This window comes from Geodermatophilus telluris (genome assembly GCF_900102745.1).
GTDB classification, from domain to species: domain Bacteria; phylum Actinomycetota; class Actinomycetes; order Mycobacteriales; family Geodermatophilaceae; genus Geodermatophilus; species Geodermatophilus telluris.
This window is the reverse complement of sequence record NZ_FMZF01000002.1, coordinates 661,398-686,228: the sequence shown is the minus strand read 5'-3', so window position 1 is coordinate 686,228 and position 24,831 is coordinate 661,398. Positions and strand designations below refer to the sequence as shown.

Below are 24,831 nucleotides of genomic sequence, written 5' to 3'. Positions count from 1 at the left end.
CCGGCCGATCCTGTCCGTACCACCGCTTCCCCAGGAGTCAGCTCGATGAGTGCCGCGTCCCTCCGCGCCCGTTACCTCGGCGACGCCGTGACCACCGCCTCGCCGCAGCAGGTGCTGGTCATGCTGTACGACCGCCTCGCCCTCGACCTCGAGCGCGCCCAGCTCGCCCTCGGCCAGGGCCGGCCGGCCGACGCCGAGCCCGAGCTGCGGCACGCGCAGGACATCGTCTTCGAGCTGCTGGGCAGCCTGCGGGTCGAGGCGTGGGAGGGCGGTCCCCGCCTCGCCGCGCTCTACAACTGGCTGCTCGCCGAGATCACCCAGGCCTCGCTGAAGCAGGACCGCAACCGCGTCGGGTCCTGCCTGCAGGTGGTCGAGCCGCTGCGCGACGCGTGGCGGCAGGCGGCCGCGAGCCTGGCGGCCACCGCATGACCGCCCTGCAGCGCGTCTCCCCCGGCGCGCCGGAGGACGAGCGCCGCGCCGAGTGGACCCTCGTCCTCGAGGAGATGGAGGGCGAGGTCATCGACGCGGAGCGCTCCATCCGGGGCAACCGCGCCGAGGAGATCGCCGCCTGGGGCCGGCGCATGGAGGACTGGGTGCCGCCCAGCGCCCTGGGCCCCCTGCCGATGGACCTGCGCGAGCGGGCCGCCCGGCTGCTGCAGCACCAGCTCGCCGTCGCCGAGGAGCTCGTCGAGCGGATCACCCAGTCGCAGCGCCAGCGCGACCTCGCCGCCCGGATGGCCTACCGCCCCCGCCCGGTCGCCGCCTTCGTCGACCGCGCCCTCTAGCCCTCCCCTCCCCCGACCTCCGGCCGGGTCGCCACACGCGTGGCGGCCCGGCCGTCGTCGTCCGCGGGTCCTCCCGCCCCCGGGGCAGCGGCCGGCCGGCGCCGGGGACGTCGACCCGGCCGCGCGCCGTGGTGCCCGACCTCGCGGTGCGGGCTGAGGCCGGGCACCGCCCGGCGCGGTCGGCAGACCCCGCGCGTCACACCGGTCCCGGGCGGAACCCCCGTCACCCATGTGGCGGACGGCGGTCAACCACCGGGACGCGGGTGCCGATGACGACCCCGCACGGACAGCACCACTCTCGCCACGGATCGGCGGCCCCTCCCCTCCTGCGCGCACGCGCGAGGGGTGTCCCGACGTACCCGGAGGCCCTCGTGTCCTGCCGTCCTGCCCACCGGCGGTCCGCCCGATGATCAGCGACGTCACCATGACGACGCTGCACGCGGCCCTCAGCGGCCTCGCCCAGCGCTCCCGGGTCACCGCGGACAACATCGCCAACGTCCAGACGCCGGGCTTCCTCGCCGGCCGCACGGACTTCGAGTCCTCGCTGCGCACCCAGCTGCACCAGGGCCGCACCCCGACCGTCTCCGGCGGCTCGATGGCCCGCTCGCTCGAGCCGACCCGCGAGGACGGCAACAACGTCAACCTCGACGCCGAGACGGTCATCGCGACCGAGACCGGCCTGCGCTACCAGTTCGCCCTCTCCGCGCTCGACGGCAAGTACAGCGGTCTGCGCACGGCCCTCCGGACGGCATGACGTGTTCGACAGCCTCGACATCTCCGGCTCCGCCCTCTCGGTGCACCGCCGCTGGATGGACGCCGTCTCCGACAACATCGCCAACATCAACACGGTCAGCTCGACCGACGGCGAGGCCTTCAAGGAGCGCATGGTCGTCGCCCAGGCCGTCGACTACGGCTCCGGCGAGGGCGGGGTGCGCGTCGCCCGCGCCGAGTTCGGCAGCGGCGAGGGCCGGCTGGTCCACGAGCCCGACCACCCGCTGGCCGACAGCGAGGGCTACGTGCGCTACCCCGACATCGACCTGGGGGAGCAGATGACCCAGCTGATCATGGCCCAGCGCGGCTACCAGGCCAACATCGCGTCCATGGAGCGGGCGACCGACGCCTACCAGGCCGCCCTGCAGCTCGGGAAGGGCTGACCGTGACCTCTCCGATCGGCGGCGTCTCGCTGCCCAGCTTCCCCACCGTCGGCGGCATCGGCGGCATCGGCGCGATGGCCGGCGTCGCCGACGTCGCCGGCACCGCGGCGGCGGCCCCGGCGGCCGGCTCCGGCGAGGGCTTCGCCGCGGCGCTGACCGGCGCGCTCGACCAGCTCGGCAGCCTGCAGTCGGCCAAGGACACCCTCGCCGTCCAGGGCGCCACCGGCGACCTGCGCGACGTGCACGACTACATGATCGCCGCCCAGGAGGCCTCCGTGGCCACCGAGGTCGTCGTGACCCTCAAGAACAAGGCGGTCGAGGCCTTCACCGAGATCATGAGGATGCCGATCTGATGCCTGCCGCACTGGCCGGTCCGCTGGGGAAGCTGAAGAGCACCCTCGCCACGATCAGCCTGGGCCAGAAGGTCGTCATCGGCCTGCTGGTCGTCGGGCTGGCCCTCGGCGGCTTCTTCTTCTACCGGTGGATCACGACGCCCACGATGGCGCCGCTGTTCTCCAACCTCGCCTCGACCGACGCCTCGGCGATCGTCGACGAGCTCAACGCCTCCGGCGTCGCCTACGAGCTGGCCGACGGCGGCCAGACGATCATGGTGGCCAACGACCAGGTCTACGACCTGCGGCTGCAGATGAGCGGCAAGGGCCTGCCCGCCGGCTCCGACACCGGCTACGCGCTGCTCGACGAGCAGGGCATCACCACCAGCGAGTTCCAGCAGCAGGTGCAGTACCAGCGCGCCATCGAGGGCGAGCTGGCCAACACCCTCGAGGCCCTGGACGGGGTCTCGACGGCGGTGGTGCACGTGGCGCTGCCCGAGGACGAGGTGTTCGCCACCGACGAGGGCGAGCCCACCGCGTCGGTGCTGCTCGACCTCACGCCGGGCACGGAGCTGGCCGGTGAGCAGGTCCAGTCGATCACCAACCTGGTCTCCTCCAGCGTCGAGGGGATGGACCCCGAGCAGGTGACGGTCAGCGACTCGACCGGCCAGCTGCTCTCGGCGGCCGGCCAGGGCGTGACGTCGGCGTCCGGCGACGCCCGCTCGCAGATGGAGACCGACTACGAGACCCGGCTGGCGGCCAACGCCCAGTCGATCCTCGACACCTTCCTCGGCCCGGGCAACGCCCGCGTCTCGGTGCGCGCCGACCTGGACATGTCCCAGCGCGACAGCACCGCGACGACCTACGGCTACACGAACGGCACCCCGCCGGTCTCGGAGCAGACCTCCCGGGAGACCTACACCGGCGACGGCACCGCGGTCGGCGGCGTTCTCGGCCCGGAGAACACCGCCGACGCCGCCGACGGCACCACCGGCACCGGCCAGGCGAACTACGAGACCGAGTCCTCGACGGCGAACAACTCCGTCGACCAGACCGTCACCAACACCGTCGGCGCCCCCGGCGAGGTCAACCGGCTGACCGTGGCCGTCGTGCTCAACGACACCGTGGCCGGCAGCCTCGACCAGGCGCAGATCGAGGACCTCGTCGGCAACGCCGTCGGCCTCGACGCCGCACGCGGCGACGACATCAGCCTCGCCTCGCTGGCCTTCGACACCAGCGCCGCCGACGCGGCGGCCGCGGAGATGACCGCGGCACGGGAGGCCGAGCAGCAGGCCCAGATGTGGTCGCTGATCAAGACCGGGGCCATCGCCCTCGGCATCGTCCTGCTGGTCCTCGTCGTGTGGCTGCGCTCGCGCCGCCGCGGCGAGGACGAGGAGGACGAGGAGGACTACCCGCTCGAGCTGGACGAGGGCGTCATGGCCGAGCTCGAGCGGCTGCGGGTGGCCAGCGCACGGGACGACACCGCCGTCCTGGACAACCGGGCGCTGGAGCTGGAGGCCGCGGAGCGGCAACGGGTGCGGGGGGAGATCGCGACCATGGTCAGCGAACGTCCGGACGAGGTGGCGCAGATGCTGCGCGGCTGGCTGAGTGACGTGCGATGACGCTCGCCTCCGTCGAGCAGCTGGTGGGTGCGGGCGGGACCAACCTGCCCGCGCTGCCCCCCAAGCCGCCGCGTCCCGAGCTGCCCGGCCTGCGCAAGGCCGCCGTCTTCCTCGCCCAGATGAACAAGGAGGAGGCCGGCGCCCTGCTGTCGATGCTGCGCCCCCGCGAGGTCGAGGCGATCACCCGCGAGATCATGAAGCTCGGGTCGATCGAGCCCGAGGACGTCGACGGCGTGCTCACCGAGTTCCACCAGCTGATGAACGCCCAGCGCTTCGTCGGCCGGGGCGGCGTCGACTTCGCCCGCGAGATCCTCGCCGCGGGCCTGGGCGAGGACAAGGCCGAGGGCATCCTGGCCCGGCTCAACGTCGTCTACACCGAGGTCCCCTTCGCCTCGCTGCGCAACGTCGACGTCCGGCAGCTGGTCACCTTCCTCAAGGACGAGCACCCGCAGGTCATCGCCCTGGTGCTGGCCCACCTGACCGCCGCCCAGTCCGCCGAGGTGCTCTCGGGCTTCGCACCCGAGCAGCAGGCCGAGGTGGCCCACCGGATCGCCACCATGGACCGCACCACCCCGGAGATGGTCCGCCTGGTGGAGGAGGAGCTGGGCCGGCGGATGGGCTCGCTGCTCGCCCACCAGGACATGTCCACCGTCGGCGGCGTGGAGACCCTCGTCGAGATCATCAACCGCTCGCCGCGGCCGACCGAGCGCTCGATCCTCGAGTGGCTCGACACCTCCGACCCGGAGCTGGCCGAGCAGGTGCGCGCGCAGATGTTCGTCTTCGAGGACATCACCACGATCGACGACCGCTCGATGCAGCTGGTGCTGCGCGAGGTGCAGTCCAACGACCTGGCGACCGCGCTCAAGGGGGTGCGCCCCGACGTCCGGGACAAGGTGGTCCGCAACCTCTCCGAGCGCGCCGCCGAGAATCTCGCCGAGGAGATCGAGCTGCTCGGCCCGGTCCGTGCCCGCACGGTCGAGGAGGCCCAGGGCAAGGTCGTCGCCGTCATCCGCACCCTCGAGGAGCAGGGCGTGCTGACCATCTCGCGCGGTGGGGACGATGAGTTCGTCGCGTGAGTCCGCACTGCTGCGCGGGGCCTCGGCCAGCGCGGCGGCCCCCTACCGCTCGGTGCCCGGGACGACGGTGCCGCCGCGGCCGCGGCCGGTGCCCGTCCCGCCGCCCGTGGAGCCCGCCTCCCCCGTGGTCGCCACCGCGCCCGAGGTGGTCGTCGAGCGGCGGGTCGGGAGCCGGCGCGCCGCCGACGTCCCGGTGCCCAACGGCCGCGGCGTGCTGCGCCTCGGCGACGTCTACGCCGAGGAGCTGGCCCGGCTGCGCGAGTTCGCGCACGCCGAGGGCCACGGCGCCGGGTACGCGGAGGGCCTGGCCGAGGCCGGCCGCGTGGTCGCCCAGGCCGAGGCCGAGGCCGCGGCCCGCCTCGCCGAGGTGCAGGCCCGCTGGGAGCGGCGGATGGCCTCCGCCACCGCCGCGCTCGGCGCCGCCGTCGCCGCGCTCGAGGCCGCCACGGTGCCCACGGCCGACGACGTCCGCGACACCCTCCTCGACGGCGCGGTGACGCTGGTCGAGGACCTGCTCGGCCGGGAGCTGTCGACCGCCACCACCGCCGGCCTCGACGCGGTGCGCCGCGCGCTGACCCTGGTGCCCACCGACGCCCCCGCGGTGGTCCGGCTGCACCCCGACGACCTCGCCGAGGTCCCGGCGCACGCCCTGGCCGCCCTGCCGCCGTCGGTCACGGTGCTCGGGGACGACGCCGTCGAGCGGGCCGGCGCGGTCGCCGAGTGCGGTCCCCGCCGGGTCGACGCGCAGCTGTCGACGGCGCTGGCGCGGGTGCGGACGGTGCTGTCGGGCGGGGGCCCGTCCTGATGTCCGCCGCCGCCGCCGTCCTGGCCCGGGCCCGCCGCGCCGCCCGCCCGGAGCTCACCGGCTCCGTCGTCGGCGCCATGGGCCTCACGCTCACCGTCGAGGGCGTCGTCGCCGCCGTCGGTGACCTCGTCGAGGTCGACCCCGGCCCGCGCTCGCTCGTGGCCGAGGTCGTCGCCGTCGCCCGCGACCGGCTCACCTGCATGCCGCTGGGCGAGCTCGGCGGCGTGCACGCCGGCGCGCCGGTGCGCAACACCGGCATGCCGCTGCAGGTGCCGGTCGGCGAGGCGCTGCTCGGCCGCGTGCTCGACGGCCTCGGCCGGCCGGTCGACGGGCAGGGCCCGCTCGGCGCCGGGGTCGACTGGGTGGACCTGGCCAGCGAGACGCCGCACGCGCTGTCCCGCCGCCGGGTGGAGGAGCCGCTGCCGGTGGGCGTCCGCGCGCTGGACACCCTGGTGCCGGTGGGCAAGGGCCAGCGGCTGGGCATCTTCGCCGGCTCCGGCGTCGGGAAGTCGACGCTGCTGGCGCAGATCACCCGCGGCACCGAGGCCGACGTCCGGGTCATCGGGCTGATCGGCGAGCGCGGCCGCGAGGTCAAGGAGTTCCTCGAGGAGAACCTCGGCCCCGAGGGCATGGCGCGCACCGTCGTCGTCGTCGCCACCTCCGACGAGCCGCCGCTGGTGCGCCTCAAGGCGGCCTTCGTGGCCACCCGCATCGCCGAGGGGTTCCGCGACCAGGGCCGCGACGTGCTGCTGCTCATGGACTCGATCACGCGCACCGCCATGGCCCAGCGCGAGGTGGGCCTGTCCGCCGGCGAGCCCCCGGCCACCCGCGGCTACCCGCCGAGCGTCTTCGCGATGATGCCCAAGCTGCTGGAGAAGGCCGGGCCGGGCGCCACCGGGTCGATCACCGGGCTCTACACCGTGCTCGTCGAGGGCGACGACCACAACGAGCCGATCGCCGACACCGCCCGCTCCATCCTCGACGGGCACGTGGTGCTCACCCGCAAGCTGGCCACCGCCGGGCACTTCCCCGCCGTCGACGTGCTCGAGTCGATCTCCCGCGTCGCCGGCGCGGTCACCACGCCCGCGCGGATGGCCGACTCCCGCGAGATGCGCCGGCTCATGGGCGCGCTGCGCGACGTCCGGGAGCTGGTCGAGATCGGCGCCTACCAGCCCGGCAGCGACCCGTTGGTCGACCGCGCCCGCGTGCTCTCCCCCGCCATCGACGCCTTCCTGCGCCAGGCGCTGGAGGACAGCACCTCCCCCGACGACGCCTGGTCGATGCTGCACCGGCTCGTGACGGCGGGCTGAGGTGGGCCGGCCGGCCGCCTTCCGCCTGGAGCCGGTGCTGAAGGTCCGCCGCGCCGCCGAGCAGGCGGCCGAGCGGGCCGCGGCCGAGGCGGCGGCCGCCGCGCGGGAGGCCGAGCGCCGCGCCGACGAGCAGGCCGCCGCGCTCGCCGCCCGGGTGCCCCCCGCGTCGGCACCCGCGCACGTCTTCCTCGCCGCGATGGTGTCGTCGGCCGCCGCGGCTGCCGATGTGAGAGCTGCACGGGCGACGGCGCAGGCCTCGGCCGAGCACGCCGGGCTCCTGCGGGCCCGGTGGACGGCAGCGGCCCAGGAGACCCGCGCGCTGGAGAAGCTGCGCGAGCGGCACCTCCTGGCGCTGCGGGCCGCCGAGGCCTCGGCCGAGGAGCGCGCGGTCGACGATCTGGTCACCCGCCGGCACGCCGTCCGGACGGGCGGGAACGGAGAGGAGGAGCCGTGGACGGGCTGACCGCGGTGCACAGCCGCATCGCCGAGATCCAGAACCGGATCCTCACCTTCGCCTCGGCCTCGTCGACGTCGACGTCGGCCGCGTGGTCGAGCGCGGCCGCGGCCGCCGGGCTGAGCGGCACCGCCGCGACGACCGCCGCCCCCGCAGCGGCGGCCGGCAGCGGGCCGGAGGCGCGGGTGGTGGCCGAGGCGTCGAGGTACCTGGGCGTGCCCTACGCCTGGGGCGGCACCGACCCCGCGGTCGGCCTGGACTGCTCCGGCCTCGTGCAGCTGGTCTACGGCAACCTCGGCATCGACCTGCCGCGCACCAGCAGCCAGCAGGCCACCGCCGGCACCCCGGTCGCGAGCCTGGCCGAGGCCCGCCCCGGCGACCTGGTGTTCTTCGACAACTCGCCGTCGCGTCCGGGCATCGACCACGTCGGCATCTACGTGGGCGACGGGAAGATGATCGCCGCGCCGCAGCAGGGCGAGACGGTGAAGGTGCAGGACGTCGGCACCCCCACGCTCATCCGCCGCGTGCTGCCCGCGTCCTCCGCCGCGGCGCCGGCCACCGCGGCGACGGCGGGCGCGGGCCTGGCCGGCGTCCCCTACGCCGACCTGTTCACCGCCGCCGGCGCCCGGCACGGCGTCGACCCGGCGCTGCTGGCCGCGGTGGCGAAGGTCGAGTCCGGCTTCGACCCCTCGGCGGTCTCGTCGGCGGGGGCCACCGGGCTCATGCAGTTCATGCCCGCGACGGCCCGCGGCCTGGGCGTCGACGCCACCGACCCGGCGTCCTCGGTCGACGGCGCGGCCCGCTACCTGCGCCAGCTCACCGACCGCTTCGGCTCCACCGACCTCGCGCTGGCCGCCTACAACGCCGGCCCGGGCACGGTCAGCCGCTACGGCGGCATCCCGCCCTACGGGGAGACCCAGTCCTACGTCCGCCGGGTCACCAGCGCCGCGGCGGCCTGGTCGTGACCGGCCCCGCGGACCACCGCACCCGCACCGCACCGTCGGGCCCGCCGCCGGCGGGCACCAGCGAGGAGACCCGATGACCGCACCCGCCCTCTCGGCCGCCCTGCCGGCCGCCGTCCCGGCGCCGGCCCCGGCCGCCGACGGCGGACCGTCGGCCGGCTTCACCTCCGCCCTCGACAGCGCCGTCGCCGACCGCACCTCCGTCGACGCCCGTCCCGGCCGCGCCCGCGGCCGCGAGGACCGGCCCGACCGACCCGACCGACCCGACCGACCCGAGCGACCCGAGCGGGCGGACCGGGCCGGGGACGCCGGGCCGGCCGGGGACGACGACGCGGCGCCGGCCGAGGAGGAGACCGCCCCCGCCGTGCCCGGCGCCCTCCCGCCCGGCTGGGCGCTGGCGCTGGCGCTGGGCACCGCGGTCCCCGCCGCGGCGTCGGCCGGCGGCCCCGGGACCGCGACCCCCGGCACCCCTGCCGCCGGCGCGGTCGCCCCCGGCGCGGACGCGGCCCACGGTGCCGTCGCCGCCGGTCTGGTCCCGGTCCCCGGCGTCGCCGTCGGGCTGCGGTCCCGCGTCGAGGCGACCCCGGCCGGCGCCCCCGCGGCGACGCCGCCCGCGCCGCCCGCGCCGGCGCCCGACCCCGCCGCGCCGGCCGTCCCGGCCGCGACCCCGGTGCCCGCTGGGACGCCGGCGCTGCCGGAGGGCCTCGTCGTCGTCCCGGCCGCCCCGGCTCCGGCACCGTCCGCCCCGGCCGGCGCCGCGCCCGCCGACGCGCCGTCCGCGCCCGGCCCCCTGCCCGCCCTCGCGGTCCCGGCCGCGCCGGCCACCGACGGCGGGCAGGCCGGTACCGGCGGCCCGCCGCAGGACCGCCCCGGCGAGTCCGTGCCCGCGGCCACGACGTCGCCCACGGCCGCCCCGGCCCCGGCGCCGGCCCCGGCCGTGGCGGCACCCGCCGCCCCGGCACCGGTCGCCACGCCCGCGCAGCCGGTCGCCGCCCAGGTCGCGCCCGCCGTCGCCACCCTCGCCTCGGGTCCCGACGGCACGCACACCATGACGCTGGTGCTCACCCCCGAGACGCTCGGCGAGGTCGAGGTCCGGGTGACCGTCACCGGCGGCACGCTCGACCTGTCGCTGCGCGGCGCCTCCGAGCACGGCCGCGCCGCCCTGCTCGACGCGCTGCCCGACCTGCGCCGCGACCTGGAGAGCTCGGGCCTGACCTGCTCGCGGCTGCAGGTCGACCGCGACCCGGCCGGCTCGTCGTCGTCCCAGGCCCAGGCCGGCTGGCAGCAGGCCCAGCAGCAGGCCGGCGACCGCTCCGGCGGCCGCGGCCCCGCCGACGACCGGACGCGCCCGTGGCTGCGCGGCGCCGACCCCGACGGGGGCCGACCGGCCGCCGCCGCACCCCACCCCGCGTCGACCGCGCTCGACGTCCGGGTCTGAGAGGAGCCGACGATGACCACGCCCGTGCCCGGCGCCGGCAGCACCCCGGCGGTGACGCCCACCGCCACGACCTCGCTGCAGCGCAGCGACCAGATGGGCAAGGACACGTTCCTGCAGCTGCTGGTCGCCCAGATGAAGTACCAGGACCCCGGCAACCCCACGAGCACGACCGAGTTCATGTCGCAGACGGCGACGTTCACCCAGGTCGAGAAGCTCGAGGAGATCGCGTCGCAGAACGCCTCGCTGCTCGCCCTGCAGCGCTCGCTGTCCGCCGGCGCGCTGGTCGGCCACACCGTCAGCTGGACCGCCGAGGACGGGACGACGCAGACCGGCTCGGTCTCCTCCGTCCGCTTCGGCGGCGACGAGCCCACCGCCGTCGTCAGCGGCGCCGAGGTGCCCCTCGGCCGGCTGACCGAGATCTCGCTGCCCGGCTAGCCCCGGCCGCTCCCCGACCCCGCTCCCCCTCCTGAGAGGACCTCCCCCGTGCTCCGCTCGATGTTCTCGGCCATCTCCGGCCTGCGCGCCCACCAGACCAAGCTCGACGTCACCGGCAACAACATCGCCAACGTCAACACGGTCGGCTTCAAGTCGTCCCAGACCGTCTTCGAGGACACCCTGTCCCAGGTCATCCGGAACGGCTCGTCGCCGACCGCGCAGACCGGCGGCACCAACCCCGCGCAGGTCGGCCTCGGCGTCAAGGTCGCCGGCATCACGACCAACTTCGGCCAGGGCTCCACCCAGAACACCGGCCGCTCGACCGACTTCATGATCAGCGGCGACGGCTTCTTCGTGACCAGCCAGGGCAACGAGACGCTGTTCACCCGGGCCGGGTCCTTCGACTACGACGGCGTCGGCAACCTGGTCACCCCCGACGGCGCCCAGCTGATGGGCTGGATGGCGCAGGACGGCGTGGTCTCCGCGAACGGCTCCATCGGCCCGCTGACCATCCCGTTCGGCCAGGTGATGGCGCCCGAGCCGAGCACCCGCGGCACGCTGACCGGCAACCTGTCCAAGGACGCCGCCGCCGGCGCCCAGGCGCAGACCCAGATGACGATGTACGACTCGCTGGGCGGCGCGCACCAGATCACCCTGGCCTTCACCAAGACCGGCACGCCCAACGAGTGGTCGCTGGCGGTCAGCGACGAGACCGGCGCCCCCCTGGCGACGACGCCGTCGACGGCCTCGATCACCTTCGACCCGGCCACCGGGGTGCCCTCCCTCGGCTCCTTCGCGTTCTCCCCGTCGGCCGCCATGGCGCCCAGCTGGCGCGACCCGGCCACCGGCCTGGTGGCCAGTCCCGACATCGACCTCTCGACGCTGCGCCAGTTCGGCGGCAAGACCGCGCTGACGCCCGACGACGTCGACGGCAACGCCATGGGCACGCTGCAGTCGATCTCGCTGTCCAACGACGGCACGATCGTCGGCGTCTACTCCAACAGCGTCCGCGAGCCCATCGGCAAGCTGGCGCTGGCCACCTTCGCCAACCCCAGCGGCCTGTCCAAGGCCGGCAACACCAGCTACCGGGTGGGCGACAACTCCGGGCAGGCCGTCATCGGCGAGGCCGGCAGCGGCGGGCGCGGCTCGCTGACCGCCGGCGCGCTGGAGATGTCCAACGTCGACCTGGCCGAGGAGTTCACCGGCCTGATCGTCGCCCAGCGCGGGTTCCAGGCGAACAGCCGCGTGATCACCAGCTCCGACGAGATCCTGCAGGACCTGGTCAACCTGAAGCGATAGAGGACCTCTCTGCCCCCACGCCGGCGGCCCGGCACCCGACCCCGGGTGCCGGGCCGCGTCGCGTCGCGGGGCGGGCGGCTGTGCGGGCCGGTTCCGCGCTGCCCGGGTCCGATCCCGCCCGGGAGGCACGGGACGGGCCCGCGGACGCCGTCGCCGCCGGTGCGCGTGTGACGTGCGGGGATGCGGTGCCGGGTCACCCCGCAGGGGGACGCGGCGGCCGGTGTTCGGCTCAAGCAGCCCGCGCGCAGGGCCGATGGTCTCTGCGACCGGCGATCCCGCGGTCGCCCCCACCCCCGATCGAGCAAGGACCCGCCGTGATCCCAGTGACGCGCCTGAACGGGGAGCACTTCGCGCTCAACCCCGACCTCATCGAGCGGGTCGAGGGGCACCCCGACACCGTGCTCTTCCTGGTCGACGGCACCAAGTACATCGTGTCCGAGGCGGTCGAGGACGTCCTCGACGAGATCCGCGAGTACCGGGCGAGCATCCTCGCCACCGCCTACGCGATGGACCGCGGCACCTACCGCACCCCCACGTCCGGCGACGACGCCCCGAACGCGTCGGTGGTGCCGTTCCCGGCCCGCGAGGAGCGCTGAGCCCGTGGACCCCTCCACCCTCATCGGGTTCGTCATCTCCCTCGTCGCCCTCCTGGTCTTCATGGTCATGGAGGGCGCCGACCCGACGTCGCTGATCTTCCTGCCGGCGATCATCCTGGTCATCGTCGCCACCTTCGGCGCGGCGATGTCGGGCCAGACGATGAGCGACCTCACGAAGATGGGCGGCTGGTTCAAGCTGGCGGTCATGCCGGCCAAGGTGCCGCCGGCGACCGAGCAGATCCAGACGCTGGTCAGCCTCGCCGAGAAGGCCCGCAAGGAGGGGCTGCTCGCGCTCGAGGCGCAGGTCAAGGCCATCGAGGACCCGTTCCTCAAGCGCGGCCTGCAGATGGGCATCGACGGCACCGACCCCGAGGAGCTGCGCGCCGTCCTGGAGAGCGAGATCGCGGCCAAGAAGGCCGAGGACAAGGTCGCCGCCAAGTTCATGAACACGATGGGCGGCTACGCGCCGACCATCGGCATCGTCGGCTGCATCGTCGGCCTGATGAACGTCATGGGGAACCTGAGCAACCCCGAGGCGCTGGGCCCGATGATCGCCTCGGCGTTCGTCGCCACGCTCTGGGGCGTCATGGCGGCGAACTTCTGGTTCCTGCCGATGGGCGCCAAGATCGTGCGGGTCAGCGAGCTGCAGGCCGCGCAGATGGAGCTGCTCGTCGAGGGCATCTCCGAGATCCAGGCCGGCACCAGCCCCCGTGCCGTGCGGCTCAAGCTCAACTCGCTCATCCCGCCCAGTGAGGTCGCCAAGGAGGCGGCATGAGCGGCGGCGGCCACGGCGGCCGCCGCCGGGGCAAGAAGCACGAGGAGGAGGAGCACGAGAACCACGAGCGGTGGCTGGTGTCCTACGCGGACATGATGACGCTGCTCCTCGTGCTGTTCGTGGTGCTCTTCGCCATGAGCCAGGTGGACAAGGCGAAGTTCGCCGCCCTCGCCAGCGGCCTGTCCGAGGCCTTCGGCGCCCCGGTCAGCGCGCTGAGCAGCGCCGGGACCAACTCCGACGCCTCGGTGCTCGACGCCCTCGACGCCGCCGTCGACGTGCAGATCCCGCCGGCCCCGGCCGCGGAGGACGACGTCGACGCCGCGGCCGCCCAGGCCGCCGCCGAGGAGGCCGGCCGGGTGGCCGCCGAGGCGCAGGCCGAGTACGACGACCTCGCCGCCGCGCGGGACGCCATCGACGCCGCACTCGCCGCCGCCGGTCACGCGGGCACGGCCCGATACGAGATCGACGAGCGCGGCCTGGTCGTGCACATCGTGTCCGACCCGGTGCTCTTCGCGCCCGAGGAGGCCGACCTGCAGCCCCAGGGCCGCGCCGTCCTCGACGCCGTCGCCCCCACGCTGGCCGCCCTGCCCAACCAGATCGGGATCGAGGGGCACGCCAACCACCTGCCGGTCACCCGCGGCGGGCCGTGGCCGTCGAACTGGGAGCTGTCGGCCTACCGGGCCACCACCGTCGTCCGCTACCTCGCCGCCGGCGGCGTGCCGCAGGACCGGCTGTCGGGCACGGGCTACTCCGACACCCGCCCCCTGGTGCCGGAGAGCGACCCCAGCGCCATCACCGTCAACCGCCGCGTCGACATCGTCGTGGTGTCCGACGCCTCGGCCGAGGCCCGCCAGCTGCTGCCCGGCCTCGACGCACCCGCACAGGAAGGCACCCCGTGAGCACCAAGACCAAGGACAAGAAGGCCGCCAAGGACGCCGAGGACGGCGAGGAGGCCAAGGGCGGCGGCAAGAAGAAGCTGCTGGTCGTCGTGGCCGCGCTCCTGGTCGTGGCCGGGGCGGCCGCCTACTTCCTCCTCTTCGCCGGCAGCGGGGAGGCCGAGGCCGTCGAGCCCGAGCACGGCGGGTACACCGCCCTCGAGCCGGTCGCGGTCAACCTCGCCGGCGGCGGCTACCTCAAGATCGGCATCACCCTGGAGTACACCGCGGACGCCGCCGCCGGCGGTCACGGCAGCGGCGGCGTCGACGGGTCCAAGGCCCTCGACATCCTCATCGCCACCTACTCGCAGGCCCAGCCGGCCGACGTCACCGGTGCCCGCGAGGCGCTCAAGGAGTCGCTGGAGCAGCAGATCATCGAGGCCTACACCGAGGAGGGCGTCGAGATGGTCATGGGCGTCTACCTCACGGAGTACGTGACCCAGTAGGTCCGCGGGAGGCGCCCCCACCGGACCACCCGGTGGCCTCCGGCCCCACCCGTCACACCCAGGAACCACCCGGCGCACCACGCGTCACACCCTCCCCGGCTGACCGGCGGCGCACCGCGCCGCCGGTCAGTTCGCGTTCCGGCCCCGCCGATGAGGGACCCGTGACCCGCCCCGAGATGCCGACCGCCCCCAGCGGGCCCGGTCCGCAGTCGCCGGCCGTGGGCGGCCGCAGCCGGCGAGGTGCACCCCGCACCTACGACTTCCGCCGCCCGACCAAGCTCTCCCGCGAGCACGTGCGGGTGCTGCAGATCGCGCAGGAGGCCTTCGCCCGCCAGGCGACGACGGTCCTGACGACGATGCTGCGCACCGGCGCCCGCCTGGAGCTGCTGGGCATCGAGCAGCACTCCTACGACGACTACGTCGCGACGCTGCCCAAGCCCTCGTTCCTGTCGACGTTCACCATCGAGCCGCTGGCCGGCAAGGGCCTGCTGGCCTACCCGCTCGACATCGCGATGGCCACCGTCGACCACATGCTCGGCGGCTCCGGCGCCGCCCAGCAGCCCGAGCGGCCGCTGACGACGATGGAGACCACCATCACCGGGCAGCTGCTCAGCCGGCTGCTGCAGGAGTTCGCCGCCGCCTTCACCCACGTCGCCGACGTGCGGCCGGTGTCCGACGGCATCGAGTACGACCCGGCGCTGGCCCAGGCCGCCGCCGGCTCGGACACGGTGATGGTCGCCCGCTTCACGCTGTCGATCGGCACGCGGGAGGGCGCCGCCACGCTGGTGCTCCCGTTCTCCTCGTTCGCGCCCGCGCTGTCCGACGCCGCCTCCCCGCAGCTGTCGGAGTCCGCCCAGCGGGAGCGCCAGCGCGCCGCGGAGGCCCTCGCCGAGCGGCTCGAGCTCGTCCCGGTCGACGTGAGCGTCCGCTTCACGCCGCTGGAGGTCTCCTCCGAGGACCTGCTGTCGCTGACCGTCGGCGACGTGCTGCTGCTGCGCCACCCGCGCGACGCGCCGCTGGAGGTCACCACCAACGACGTCGTGTTCGCCCACGCGATCGCCAGCAACCACCGGCGTCGGCTGGCCGCCGCCATCGTCCCCACCCCGTCGGCCGTGAAGGACCCCGCATGACCGCCACCCTCGACCACACCCAGGCCTCGGAGACGATCACCGCCGTCGTCGTCGCCGCCGCCCGCGCGGCCGCCGTCCTCGTCCCGGCCAGCAGCGAGCTGGTCCCCGGGGCCGCGGTGACCGACCCCGACGCGGTGCCCCTCCCGCCGGCCGCGGCCGCCGCGGTCAGCGCCCGGCTCTCCGGCGAGGTGTCCGGCGACGTCGTCCTGGTGCTCTCCGCCGACGTCGTCGAGGCCCTCGACAACTCCCCCGTCGGCCCGATGGACGTCGCCACCGCGCTGCGCCCCGCGCTGGAGGCGGCCGCGGCCACCCTCGGCCGGGTCCGGGTGGACGCCGAGCGCACCGAGGACCCGGTCACCGCCCTCGACGGGCTGCGGGACAAGGGCATGTTCGTCGCCGTCCCGCTGCTGGCGGGCGACGACCACCAGGCCACCCTCGCGCTGCAGGTGACGCTGCCGACCGCCGCGCCGCGCACCCAGCGCGGCAGCCTGGACCTGCTGCGGCACGTGGCCATGGAGGTCACCGTCGAGATCGGCCGCACCCGGATGACCGTCGGCGAGCTGCTGTCGCTGCACCCCGGCGAGGTGGTCGAGCTCGACCGCGCCGCCAGCGCACCGGCCGACCTGCTGGTCAACGGCACGCTCATCGCCCGCGGCGAGGTCGTCGTCGTCGACGAGGACTTCGGCCTGCGGATCAGCGAGATCGTCACCGACGCCGCCACCGAGATCGGGCAGGCCGCGCCGTGACGTGGATGGTCATCCGGCTGCTGCTCTCGCTGGCCTTCGTCGGCGGCGTGCTGTGGTTCGCCGCCCGCGTGGCGCAGAAGCGCGGGCTGGGCTCCTCCGCCGGGCTGGTCGACGTCGTCGCCCGCCAGCGCCTGGGCCGCAGCAGCACGGTCAACGTGGTGCGCATCGCCGACCGCGTGCTCGTCGTGGGCGCGACCGAGGAGCAGGTCACCCTGCTCGCCGAGCTCGACGGCGAGTCGGTGGAGGCGGTCGAGGCCACCCTCGCCGCCCGGGTCCCCGCCCCGCGCAGCGCCGGCGAGGACGGCGAGGACGGCGAGCCGCTGCCCGCGCCCCGGGTCGGGAGCGGCCGGGTCGGCGGGGTGCTGGCCGGGTCGGTGCTCGACCGCGGCGGCTGGTCGACGTTCGTCACGCAGCTGCGCGACCGGACGGTCCGCCGCTGATGGGCCGCTCCCCCGCCCCCGGGCGCCTGCGCCGGGCCGGTGTCGTCCTGCTCGCGCTGCTGGGCTGCGGCCTGGCCGGCGTGCTGACCGCCGGCTCCGCGGCCGCCGCGCCGACCGCACCGACGGCGCCGACCGCGCCGGCCGTGCCCGCCGTCGACGGCGGCGTGGACATCTCGGTCGGCAACGGCAGCCCGAGCACCTCGATCACGCTGATCCTCGCGGTCACCGTGCTGTCGGTGGCGCCGTCGGTGCTGCTGCTGTGCACCTCGTTCACCAAGATCGCCGTGGTGCTGTCGCTGACCCGCAACGCGCTGGGCCTGCAGTCCTCCCCGCCCAACTCGGTGCTCACCGGCATCGCGCTGTTCCTGACCCTGTTCGTGATGGGTCCGGTGTTCAGCGACGTCAACGAGGTCGCGGTGCAGCCCTACATGGACGGCACGATCACCGTCTCGCAGGCCTACGACGCCGGCGTCGTGCCGCTGCGGGAGTTCCTGCTCGACAACACCCGCGACGACGAGCTCGAGCTGATGGTCGGGCTCTCGGGCGAGGAGCAGCCCGAGGACCGTGCCGCGGTGAGCATGACGACGCTGGTCCCGGCGTTCGTGCTCTCCGAGCTCAAGAGCGCCTTCATCATCGGGCTGGTCGTGTTCATCCCGTTCCTGGTGCTCGACATGCTGGTCAGCGCCGCGCTCATGGCGATGGGCATGATGATGGTGCCGCCGTCGATCGTGTCGCTGCCGTTCAAGCTGCTGCTGTTCGTCGTCGTCGACGGCTGGGCGCTGATCACCACCGCGCTCGTCGGGAGCTACACGTGAGTGACGCCGACGTCACCGAGATCGCCGTGCAGACCATGACGGTGGCCGCCAAGGTCGCCGCCCCGGTGCTGCTGACGGCGCTGCTGGTCGGCTTCGCGATCTCGCTGTTCCAGGCGGCGACCCAGATCCAGGAACCGACGCTGTCCTTCGTCCCGAAGATGATCGCCGTCGCCGTGGCGCTGCTGGTCACGGGCAACTGGGTGCTCGCGGAGCTGGTCAGCTTCACCGAGGCCCTGTTCGACTCGCTGCCGCGGCTGCTCGGGCGGACCTGAGCGGCATGGACCTCGAGGTCCCGGCGGTCACCCTCGCGGCGCTGCTGCTCGCCACCGCCCGAGCGGCGGGCTTCGTCCTGCTCGCCCCGCCGTTCAACACCCGCGCCGTGCCGGCTCCGGTCAAGGGCGCGCTCGCGCTGGCCCTCGCCGTCGCGCTGGTCGACCGGGTGGCGCCGGGGCTGCCCGAGCCGACCACCGGCTTCCTCCTCGTCACCGCGGTCACCGAGGTGGCCGTCGGCGCGGCGCTGGGCTTCGTCGTCCAGCTGTTCTTCACCGCCGTCCAGTTCGCCGGCGAGCTGCTCGACGTCACCGGCGGCTTCACCCTCCAGCCGGCCTACGACCCGCTGGCCATGACGATGAACTCCGTCGTCGGCAAGCTGCACTCGCTGCTGGCCACCACGCTGCTGTTCACCAGCAACGGGCACCTGCTCATCGTGCGCGGCTTCGCCACCTCCTACGAGGGGCTGCCGGTGTCGGGCGGGTACCCGGCCGGGGCGGTCGCCGAGGTGGTGCTCACCGCGTTCTCCGCGATGTTCCTGGCCGCGCTGCAGATCGCCGGGCCGATGGTCGCGGTGCTGCTGCTGGCCGACGTCGCCCTGGCGCTGCTCTCCCGCGCCGCCCCCGCGCTCAACATCTTCGCCATCGGCTTCCCGGTGAAGATCATGCTGACCCTGACCCTGCTGGGGCTCACCTTCCCGCTGCTGCCGCCGGCGCTCGACGCGCTGCTCGAGCAGGCCACCCGCGCGGTGGTCGCCCTCCGGAGCGGGTGAGCCGTGGCCAAGGACGGACCGGGCGGGGAGAAGACCGAGAAGCCCACTCCGAAGCGCCTCAAGGAGGCGCGCAAGGAGGGGCAGATCCCGCGGACCCAGGAGCTCGGCACCTGGGCCGGGGTGGCGGTGGCCAGCGCCCTGCTGCCGATGCTGGTGGGCAACGCCTTCGACGCCGTCGGCCGGCTGTTCGTGCAGGTCGGCTCGGTGGCCGAGCACCCCGAGCCCGAGGCGGTCACCCGGCTGCTCGGCGTGGCGCTGGACGCCTTCCTGTCCACCCTGCTGCCGACGGCGATCGGCCTGATGCTCGTCGGCGCGCTGGCCTCGGCCGCCCAGGGCGGGGTCACGGTGTCGGCCAAGCCGATGAAGCCGACGCTGAAGAAGCTCAACCCGTTCCCCGGGATGAAGCGGATGTTCGGCACCCACGGGTTGTGGGAGGCGGTCAAGGCGGTGCTGAAGACGGCGGCGCTGGGCACCGTCGTCGCCGTCACCAGCAACCGCGCGCAGACGCTGGTGTCGGCCTCCGGCGCGCTGCCGCTGTCGACGGTGGTGTCCACCTTCACCGACAGCGCGGTGCTCATGTTCCGCGTCGTGGCCGTCACCGGCCTGGCCATCGCGGTGGCCGACTACGTGATCGTGCGCGTGCAGATCATGAAGAAGCTCAAGATGAGCAAGTACGAGATCCAGCAGGAGCACAAGCAGTCCGAGGGCGACCCGCACGTCAAGGCGCAGCGGCGGGCCACCCAGATGGCCATGTCGCGCAACCGCATGATGGCCGACGTCGCCACCGCCGACGTCCTGCTGGTCAACCCCACCCACGTCGCGGTCGCGCTGCGCTACGAGCCCGAGCGCGGCGCCCCGCGGGTGGTGGCCAAGGGCGCCGACGAGCTGGCCGCCAAGCTCCGCGAGAAGGCCGCCGAGGCGCGCGTGCCGCTGGTGCAGGACGTGCCGCTGGCCCGGGCGCTGCACGCCTCCTGCGAGATCGGCCAGGAGGTGCCGCCGCAGCTGTTCACCGCCGTGGCGCGGGTGCTGGCCTTCGTCATGCAGCTGGGCCGGCGCGGCGTGCGCGGCGGCTTCCACCGGCCGGGCTTCGAGGCCCCCGACGTCACCGGCCTCCCGCGGGCCGGCCGCAGGAGGGCGCCGGTCGCGTCCTGACCGACCCCGGGGGCGACTCCGCGGACGCGCACCGGGCGACTCCGCGGGAGTGCCCCGGGAGTGCCCTGACGCACGGGGCGGGTGGGGCGCGTGGGGCGGCCTGCGACCGGAGCGGTGCCGCACTCGACTGGACCTGCCGATGCAGGACCCGTGCGAGGGATGACGAAGGCCGCCGTGCCGATCGGTGTGGTGGCCATCGTCCTGATGCTGGTCGTGCCGCTGCCCGCCGCGGTGCTCGACCTGCTGCTGGGACTCAACATCACCGCGTCGCTGCTGATCCTGCTCGTCGCGATGCAGATCAAGCGGCCGCTGGACTTCGCCGTCTTCCCGTCGCTGATCCTCATCGCGACGCTGTTCCGGCTGGCGCTCAACGTCTCCTCGACGCGGCTGGTGCTCAGCGACGGCTACGCCGGCAAGGTCATCGAGGCCTTCGGGCACTTCGTGATCGGCGGCTCGCTGGTCGTCGGTCTGGTGATCTTCGTGATCCTCACGATCATCCAGTTCGTCGTCATCACCAACGGTGCCGGGCGCGTGGCCGAGGTCGGCGCCCGCTTCACCCTCGACGCGATGCCCGGCAAGCAGATGGCGATCGACGCCGACCTCAACGCCGGGCTGATCAACGAGAAGCAGGCGCGCAAGCGGCGCACCGAGGTCACCGCCGAGGCCGACTTCTACGGCTCGATGGACGGCGCCTCGAAGTTCGTCAAGGGCGACGCCATCGCCGCCATCATCATCACGCTGATCAACCTCGTCGGCGGCTTCGCCGTCGGGATCGTGCAGCGGGGCATGGCGCCCGGCGAGGCGGTCTCGGCCTACTCGCTGCTGACCGTCGGCGACGGCCTGGTCTCGCAGATCCCCGCGCTGCTGCTGTCGACCGCCACCGGCATCATCGTCACCCGCTCGGCCAGCGAGGGCGACATGGGCAGCGACCTGCTCGCCCAGCTCGGCCGGTTCAAGCAGCCGGTGCGGATCGCCGGCGGCGCCGCCCTGGCGCTGTGCCTGATCCCCGGCCTGCCCAAGCTGCCGTTCCTCGTCATCGGCACGGCGTTCCTCGTCATGGCCTCGCGGATGCAGGAGGTCGTGCCGGACGACGACGACGCGGCCGCCCCCGCGGTCGCCGACGAGCCCGCCCCGGACTCCCCCGAGGCGATCGCCGAGAAGATGCGCGTGGACCCGCTCGAGCTCGAGGTGGCCTTCGACCTGGTCGACCTCGTCGACAGCGCCCGCGGCGGCGACCTGCTCGACCGGGTCAAGGCGCTGCGCCGGAAGGTCGCCATGGAGACCGGCCTGGTCATCCCCCTGGTGCGCACCCGCGACAACCTGGACCTGCCGGCCTCGCAGTACGTCATCTGGCTCAACGGCGTCCCCGCCGCGAAGGGCTCCTCGCCGGCCGGCACCGTGCTGGCCATCGGCGACTCGCTCGACGGCCTGCCCGGCCGCCCGACCCGCGAGCCGGTGTTCGGGCTGCCCGCCAAGTGGGTGCCGGTGGAGCTGCAGCGGCAGGCGGAGATGGCCGGCGCCACCGTCGTCGACCGCTCCTCGGTCATCACCACGCACCTGGCCGAGGTCGTGCGGCAGAACGCCGCCGAGCTGCTCGGCCGCGAGGACGTCCGGCTGCTGGTCGAGATGGTCAAGCGCAGCCACCCGGTCGTCGTCGAGGAGCTCACCCCCGCGCTGCTCACCCTCGGCGAGGTGCAGCGGGTGCTGCACGCACTGCTCGCCGAGAACGTGTCCATCCGCGACCTGGTGCGCATCTTCGAGGCGCTGTCGGTCCGCGCGAAGGTCTCCACCGACGTCGACGGGCTGGTCGAGGCCGTGCGCGCGGCGCTCGGCTCGGCGATCAGCCACCCCTACGTCACCCCCGACGAGCGGCTGCACGTGCTCACCCTCGAGCCCGCGTTCGAGCAGCGTCTCCTCGAGGCGGTCCGCACCAGCGACGGCGGCCAGGTGCTGGCCCTCGACGCCGGCTCGGTCGACGCCCTGGTCACCGGCTGCTCCGGACTGCTGGAGGAGGCCGAGAGCCACGGCCTCTCGCCGGTCCTCGTGTGTTCCCCCCAGGTCCGGGCGGCCCTGTCCCGCCTGGTCCGCCAGGTCCTTCCCCGCCTGCCGGTGATCTCCTACTCGGAGGTCTCCCGCACGGCCCAGATCGAGTCACTGGGAGTGGTGAGCGGTGCCGTTGCCATCCGTTGAGGCGTCCACGCCCGAGGCCGCCGTCGCTGCCGCGCGCGAGCGCTACGGCCACGCGGTGCGGATCACCGGCGTGCGCCGGATCCGCTCGGGCGGGGTCCTGGGCTTCTTCGCCACCGAGCGCTTCGTCGCCGAGGTCGAGGAGGTCGAGCCCGTGCGGCGCACCCCCGCGCCGAAGTCGGAGTCGGCCCGGCGCATCGAGGCGGCGCTCAGCCGCGACGCCGGCGTGCTGGCCGACTCCGACATCCGGCCGGTGGCCGGGTCCCGCCGGCCCGCTGCCGCGCGGCCCGCCGCCCGCACGCCGCGCCCGCTCGCCGAGCTGCCCGACCCGGTGGACGAGCTCGCCGGCCTGCTCGGCGGTGGCGACCGGCCCGAGGTCGACCTCTACTCCCGCGCCGCGTTCCCCGCCGCCGGACGCCGCCCGGCGGCCCACGCCTCCGCCGCCGGGCACGCCGGCGCCGCCTCCCGCGCCGCGCACCGTCCCACCGACCGGACCGCCACCGACCGCGCCGCCGACCGTGGCGCCGACGGCTTCGCCGAGGCCCTGGCGACCGCCGGCCGGCCGGCCGCGTCCGCTGCCCGCCGCCCGAACCGCCCCGCGGCGCGGCCGCCGGCGACCCCGCCGGCCGAGGCCGCCGGCCCGTCGCTGTTCACCGCCGCCCTGGCGCAGGTCGTCGCCGGCGACCGCGAGGTCCGGGAGGCCGTGGACGACGCCGTCGCCACCTCGCTGCGGACGGCGCCCGCCGCCCCGGCACAGGAGGAGCCCGCCGCCCGCCCGGTCGCGCCGCAGCCCGCTGCCCCGGCCGCGCCCGCCGTGCCGTTCGCCGCCGCGCTGGCCGCGGTCACCGCCGCGGGGCCCGCGCCCGCGCCCGCCGCCGCTCCGGCTCCGGCCCCCGCCCCGGCTCCGGCTCCCGCGCCGGTGGCCGAGGCCCCGGCGCCCGCCCCGGCTCCGGTCCCGGCGCCCGAGCCGGTGGCCGAGGCCCCGGCGCCCGTCGTCGCGCCCGCGCCGGTCGCCGCTGCGACGGTCGCCGTCGAGGAGCCGGCCGCGGCGCCCGAGATCGACATGTGGGCCGACCCGGTGCCCGCCGTCCGCACCCCCGCGCCGGCCCGCCCGGCCCCCGCGGCCGAGGAGCCGATGAGCGACGAGCAGGCCGAGGCCGCCGGCGAGGAGTCGCTCCTGGCCGAGCTTCTCGGCGACGCCGACGACGCACCGGCGCCGGTGGCCGAGGTCGCGGCAGCCCGGGCCCTCGGGCGCCGGGCCGCCGCGCTCGCCGTGCTCGACGACGAGCCGACCACCGACGTGCTGCCCGCCGTCGTCGTCGCGCCGATCGAGGTCCCGGCGCCGCAGCCGGTGGCCCCGGCCTGGGCACCCGAGGAGCTGGCCTCGGGTCCGGCCACCGGCCGCGAGGAGGCGATCGCCGAGGTGCTGCGCGCCGCGCTGGCCCACGACACCCCCGACGACGCGCTCACCGACATCCTGCGCGGGGTGCTGGCCAACGCCTCGACCCACGGCGGCGTGCACCGCGGCCGCCCGCCGGTCCCCGCCCGCACGAGGGCCGCGGCCGAGGAGCCGGCGTGGGTGGACGCCTCCGCGGAGTCCGACGAGTGGGAGGTCGCCGAGCAGGTCGGGTCCGAGCGGCTGGCCCTCGCGGCCACCGCCAGCGACCCGGCGCCCGTCGCGCTGGACTCCACCGCCGTCCTGCCCCCGCTGTCGCTGCTGCCCCCGCCGACCCCCGGCAAGGCGCTGGCCGTGCCGCCGCTGCTGTCCCGCCCGCCGGTCCCGCCCGCGCGGCGGCGCCCGCCGGTGCCCGGCCAGGCGGTCGCCCGCATCGCCGCGCCGCGGCCGCCGTCCGGGCTGGCCACGGTCACCCGCCTGCCGGTCGAGACGCGCGGCGGCGGCCGGGTCGTCGTCCCCTCGGTGCGCGGGCGCGGCCCCTCCGGCCGCGACCTCGCCGACTCGCGCATGGCCGAGGCGGCCGGCACCGTCGCCCGGCTGCGCGCCCTGGGCGTGCCCGAGCAGGTCCTCGACGCCGCCTTCACCGCCGAGGTCGCCGCCCACGGCACCTACGCGGCGCTCACCCGGGCGCTGGGCGCGGCGCTGCCCGCGGCGCCGTCGGCCCCGGCCGGCCCCGGCGAGGTGCTGCTCGTCGTCGGCCCGGGCGTCGAGACGCTGGCCGCCGCCCGCGCGCTCTCGGTGTCGATGCGCCTGGACGCCGACCGGCTGCAGTGGGCCACCCGCGGCGACCTCGCCGCGCTGGCCGCCGAGGGCAGCCGGATCACCTCGGTGGAGACCGCGCTGGCGCGCAAGCAGGAGGCCGCCGCCGCGGCCACGCCGACCGTCGTGGCGGTCGACGCCCCGATGCGCGCCGGCGGCCGCACCTGGCTCGAGCAGGTCATGGCGGTGTTCTCGCCGGTGGCCGTGTGGGCCGTCGTCGAGGCGACCCGCAAGCCCGAGGACGTCGGCCCGTGGCTCGACGCGCTCCCCCGCGTGGACGCGCTCGTCGTCCAGGACACCGACCTGACCGCCGACCCCGCCGCCGTCCTCGGGCGGACGCCGGTGCCGGTGGCCCTCCTCGACGGCGTGCGGGCGACCGCGCACCGCTGGGCCTCGCTGCTGTGCGAGCGGCTGGAGACCGCTGAGGCATGAGCCCGCTGCGCTGGGAGGTCCTCGTGGCGGGGCTCGTGCTGGCCCTGCCGGTGCTGGCGCTCGGCCTGCGCGGCGACTTCACCGCCGACGAGGTCACCGCGCGGCTGCCCTGGTGCCTGCTCGCCGGCTGGGGCGCGGTGGCGCTGCTGCGGTTCGCCGCGACGCCGCCGCGCACCCCGCCGGCCGGCCGCCGCACCGCCGTCCCCTCGCCGGCCGACCCGGACCCCGACCCCGCTCCCTGACACCTC

Annotated in this window: 28 protein-coding genes; all 28 read left to right on the top strand. The window is 75.5% G+C overall.

Annotated features, from left to right (window positions below):
• The first annotated feature begins 45 nt into the window (after positions 1–45).
• A complete protein-coding gene (fliS, locus tag BLQ97_RS08515) occupies positions 46–429 on the top strand; it encodes a flagellar export chaperone FliS (RefSeq protein ID WP_091365104.1) in 384 nt (127 codons plus the stop codon).
• Positions 426–785 (top strand): hypothetical protein, encoded by a 360-nt coding sequence (locus BLQ97_RS08510; protein WP_139173530.1) that lies wholly within the window; start codon positions 426–428, stop codon positions 783–785. The genes fliS and BLQ97_RS08510 overlap by 4 nt, the downstream gene beginning before the upstream one ends.
• A gap of 406 nt (positions 786–1,191) precedes the next feature.
• The gene (locus BLQ97_RS08505) at positions 1,192–1,539 is read left to right on the top strand and encodes a flagellar basal body rod protein FlgB (RefSeq protein WP_091365099.1); all 348 of its coding nucleotides are present in this window, start codon (positions 1,192–1,194) and stop codon (positions 1,537–1,539) included.
• A 1-nt stretch (position 1,540) separates the two neighbouring features.
• On the top strand, positions 1,541–1,939 hold the full coding sequence (gene flgC / locus BLQ97_RS08500; protein WP_139173528.1) for a flagellar basal body rod protein FlgC: 399 nt from the start codon (positions 1,541–1,543) through the stop codon (positions 1,937–1,939).
• Positions 1,940–1,941: 2 nt separating this feature from the next.
• Complete coding sequence (gene fliE / locus BLQ97_RS08495; RefSeq protein ID WP_217637098.1) at positions 1,942–2,292, top strand: flagellar hook-basal body complex protein FliE; 351 nt, start codon at positions 1,942–1,944, stop codon at positions 2,290–2,292.
• Complete coding sequence (fliF, locus tag BLQ97_RS08490; RefSeq protein WP_091365097.1) at positions 2,292–3,893, top strand: flagellar basal-body MS-ring/collar protein FliF; 1,602 nt, start codon at positions 2,292–2,294, stop codon at positions 3,891–3,893. The genes fliE and fliF overlap by 1 nt, the downstream gene beginning before the upstream one ends.
• Positions 3,890–4,969 (top strand): flagellar motor switch protein FliG, encoded by a 1,080-nt coding sequence (gene fliG / locus BLQ97_RS08485; protein WP_091365095.1) that lies wholly within the window; start codon positions 3,890–3,892, stop codon positions 4,967–4,969. The genes fliF and fliG overlap by 4 nt, the downstream gene beginning before the upstream one ends.
• The gene (locus tag BLQ97_RS08480) at positions 4,953–5,774 is read left to right on the top strand and encodes a FliH/SctL family protein (protein WP_091365785.1); all 822 of its coding nucleotides are present in this window, start codon (positions 4,953–4,955) and stop codon (positions 5,772–5,774) included. Before fliG ends, BLQ97_RS08480 begins: the two co-directional genes overlap by 17 nt.
• A complete protein-coding gene (locus BLQ97_RS08475; RefSeq protein ID WP_091365093.1) occupies positions 5,774–7,084 on the top strand; it encodes a FliI/YscN family ATPase in 1,311 nt (436 codons plus the stop codon). The genes BLQ97_RS08480 and BLQ97_RS08475 overlap by 1 nt, the downstream gene beginning before the upstream one ends.
• Before the next feature lies 1 nt (position 7,085).
• A complete protein-coding gene (locus BLQ97_RS08470; RefSeq protein WP_091365091.1) occupies positions 7,086–7,547 on the top strand; it encodes a flagellar FliJ family protein in 462 nt (153 codons plus the stop codon).
• Positions 7,535–8,503 carry a transglycosylase SLT domain-containing protein gene (locus BLQ97_RS08465; protein ID WP_091365089.1) on the top strand — a complete coding sequence of 323 codons (969 nt, stop codon included), beginning with the start codon at positions 7,535–7,537 and terminating at the stop codon, positions 8,501–8,503. Before BLQ97_RS08470 ends, BLQ97_RS08465 begins: the two co-directional genes overlap by 13 nt.
• Before the next feature lie 73 nt (positions 8,504–8,576).
• A complete protein-coding gene (locus tag BLQ97_RS08460; RefSeq protein WP_091365088.1) occupies positions 8,577–9,938 on the top strand; it encodes a flagellar hook-length control protein FliK in 1,362 nt (453 codons plus the stop codon).
• 12 nt (positions 9,939–9,950) lie between these two features.
• Entirely contained in the window at positions 9,951–10,373 is a 423-nt protein-coding gene (locus tag BLQ97_RS08455) for a flagellar hook assembly protein FlgD (RefSeq protein ID WP_091365086.1), read from the top strand.
• Positions 10,374–10,421: 48 nt separating this feature from the next.
• A complete protein-coding gene (locus BLQ97_RS08450) occupies positions 10,422–11,672 on the top strand; it encodes a flagellar hook protein FlgE (RefSeq protein WP_091365084.1) in 1,251 nt (416 codons plus the stop codon).
• Between the two features lie 314 nt (positions 11,673–11,986).
• Positions 11,987–12,268, top strand: coding sequence for a flagellar FlbD family protein (locus tag BLQ97_RS08445; protein ID WP_091365082.1), 282 nt, complete (start codon positions 11,987–11,989; stop codon positions 12,266–12,268).
• Positions 12,269–12,272: 4 nt separating this feature from the next.
• Positions 12,273–13,043: a motility protein A gene (locus BLQ97_RS08440; protein ID WP_091365080.1), complete on the top strand. Its 771-nt coding sequence runs from the start codon at positions 12,273–12,275 to the stop codon at positions 13,041–13,043.
• Positions 13,040–13,942, top strand: coding sequence for an OmpA/MotB family protein (locus BLQ97_RS08435; RefSeq protein WP_091365078.1), 903 nt, complete (start codon positions 13,040–13,042; stop codon positions 13,940–13,942). The genes BLQ97_RS08440 and BLQ97_RS08435 overlap by 4 nt, the downstream gene beginning before the upstream one ends.
• Positions 13,939–14,424, top strand: coding sequence for a flagellar basal body-associated FliL family protein (locus BLQ97_RS08430; protein ID WP_091365077.1), 486 nt, complete (start codon positions 13,939–13,941; stop codon positions 14,422–14,424). Before BLQ97_RS08435 ends, BLQ97_RS08430 begins: the two co-directional genes overlap by 4 nt.
• A 161-nt stretch (positions 14,425–14,585) precedes the next feature.
• A complete protein-coding gene (locus tag BLQ97_RS08425) occupies positions 14,586–15,554 on the top strand; it encodes a flagellar motor switch protein FliM (RefSeq protein ID WP_245691974.1) in 969 nt (322 codons plus the stop codon).
• Complete coding sequence (gene fliN, locus BLQ97_RS08420) at positions 15,551–16,300, top strand: flagellar motor switch protein FliN (protein ID WP_091365075.1); 750 nt, start codon at positions 15,551–15,553, stop codon at positions 16,298–16,300. Before BLQ97_RS08425 ends, fliN begins: the two co-directional genes overlap by 4 nt.
• Before the next feature lie 5 nt (positions 16,301–16,305).
• The gene (locus BLQ97_RS08415) at positions 16,306–16,740 is read left to right on the top strand and encodes a FliO/MopB family protein (RefSeq protein ID WP_245692046.1); all 435 of its coding nucleotides are present in this window, start codon (positions 16,306–16,308) and stop codon (positions 16,738–16,740) included.
• Entirely contained in the window at positions 16,740–17,555 is an 816-nt protein-coding gene (gene fliP / locus BLQ97_RS08410) for a flagellar type III secretion system pore protein FliP (RefSeq protein ID WP_091365072.1), read from the top strand. Before BLQ97_RS08415 ends, fliP begins: the two co-directional genes overlap by 1 nt.
• Entirely contained in the window at positions 17,552–17,827 is a 276-nt protein-coding gene (gene fliQ, locus BLQ97_RS08405) for a flagellar biosynthesis protein FliQ (protein WP_091365070.1), read from the top strand. Before fliP ends, fliQ begins: the two co-directional genes overlap by 4 nt.
• Before the next feature lie 5 nt (positions 17,828–17,832).
• Positions 17,833–18,597 (top strand): flagellar biosynthetic protein FliR, encoded by a 765-nt coding sequence (gene fliR, locus BLQ97_RS08400; protein WP_091365068.1) that lies wholly within the window; start codon positions 17,833–17,835, stop codon positions 18,595–18,597.
• A gap of 3 nt (positions 18,598–18,600) precedes the next feature.
• Positions 18,601–19,749 (top strand): EscU/YscU/HrcU family type III secretion system export apparatus switch protein, encoded by a 1,149-nt coding sequence (locus BLQ97_RS08395; protein ID WP_091365066.1) that lies wholly within the window; start codon positions 18,601–18,603, stop codon positions 19,747–19,749.
• 159 nt (positions 19,750–19,908) lie between these two features.
• On the top strand, positions 19,909–21,939 hold the full coding sequence (gene flhA / locus BLQ97_RS08390; RefSeq protein WP_091365064.1) for a flagellar biosynthesis protein FlhA: 2,031 nt from the start codon (positions 19,909–19,911) through the stop codon (positions 21,937–21,939).
• Positions 21,920–24,583, top strand: a complete 2,664-nt coding sequence (locus BLQ97_RS08385) for a hypothetical protein (protein WP_175471643.1) — start codon at positions 21,920–21,922, stop codon at positions 24,581–24,583. Before flhA ends, BLQ97_RS08385 begins: the two co-directional genes overlap by 20 nt.
• On the top strand, positions 24,580–24,825 hold the full coding sequence (locus BLQ97_RS08380) for a hypothetical protein (RefSeq protein WP_091365060.1): 246 nt from the start codon (positions 24,580–24,582) through the stop codon (positions 24,823–24,825). The genes BLQ97_RS08385 and BLQ97_RS08380 overlap by 4 nt, the downstream gene beginning before the upstream one ends.
• Positions 24,826–24,831: the final 6 nt, after the last annotated feature.

Excerpts from the sequence above, each read along its gene's own strand:
- BLQ97_RS08460 (WP_091365088.1), top strand. The coding sequence starts at position 8,577 with ATGACCGCACCCGCCCTCTCGGCCGCCCTGCCGGCCGCCGTCCCGGCG.
- BLQ97_RS08455 (WP_091365086.1), top strand. The coding sequence starts at position 9,951 with ATGACCACGCCCGTGCCCGGCGCCGGCAGCACCCCGGCGGTGACGCCC.
- BLQ97_RS08415 (WP_245692046.1), top strand. The coding sequence starts at position 16,306 with ATGGTCATCCGGCTGCTGCTCTCGCTGGCCTTCGTCGGCGGCGTGCTG.
- fliS (WP_091365104.1), top strand. The coding sequence starts at position 46 with ATGAGTGCCGCGTCCCTCCGCGCCCGTTACCTCGGCGACGCCGTGACC.
- fliN (WP_091365075.1), top strand. The coding sequence starts at position 15,551 with ATGACCGCCACCCTCGACCACACCCAGGCCTCGGAGACGATCACCGCC.
- BLQ97_RS08480 (WP_091365785.1), top strand. The coding sequence starts at position 4,953 with ATGAGTTCGTCGCGTGAGTCCGCACTGCTGCGCGGGGCCTCGGCCAGC.
- BLQ97_RS08380 (WP_091365060.1), top strand. The coding sequence starts at position 24,580 with ATGAGCCCGCTGCGCTGGGAGGTCCTCGTGGCGGGGCTCGTGCTGGCC.
- fliP (WP_091365072.1), top strand. The coding sequence starts at position 16,740 with ATGGGCCGCTCCCCCGCCCCCGGGCGCCTGCGCCGGGCCGGTGTCGTC.
- BLQ97_RS08475 (WP_091365093.1), top strand. The coding sequence starts at position 5,774 with ATGTCCGCCGCCGCCGCCGTCCTGGCCCGGGCCCGCCGCGCCGCCCGC.
- fliF (WP_091365097.1), top strand. The coding sequence starts at position 2,292 with ATGCCTGCCGCACTGGCCGGTCCGCTGGGGAAGCTGAAGAGCACCCTC.
- BLQ97_RS08435 (WP_091365078.1), top strand. The coding sequence starts at position 13,040 with ATGAGCGGCGGCGGCCACGGCGGCCGCCGCCGGGGCAAGAAGCACGAG.
- fliR (WP_091365068.1), top strand. The coding sequence starts at position 17,833 with ATGGACCTCGAGGTCCCGGCGGTCACCCTCGCGGCGCTGCTGCTCGCC.
- flhA (WP_091365064.1), top strand. The coding sequence starts at position 19,909 with ATGACGAAGGCCGCCGTGCCGATCGGTGTGGTGGCCATCGTCCTGATG.
- fliG (WP_091365095.1), top strand. The coding sequence starts at position 3,890 with ATGACGCTCGCCTCCGTCGAGCAGCTGGTGGGTGCGGGCGGGACCAAC.
- BLQ97_RS08510 (WP_139173530.1), top strand. The coding sequence starts at position 426 with ATGACCGCCCTGCAGCGCGTCTCCCCCGGCGCGCCGGAGGACGAGCGC.
- BLQ97_RS08505 (WP_091365099.1), top strand. The coding sequence starts at position 1,192 with ATGATCAGCGACGTCACCATGACGACGCTGCACGCGGCCCTCAGCGGC.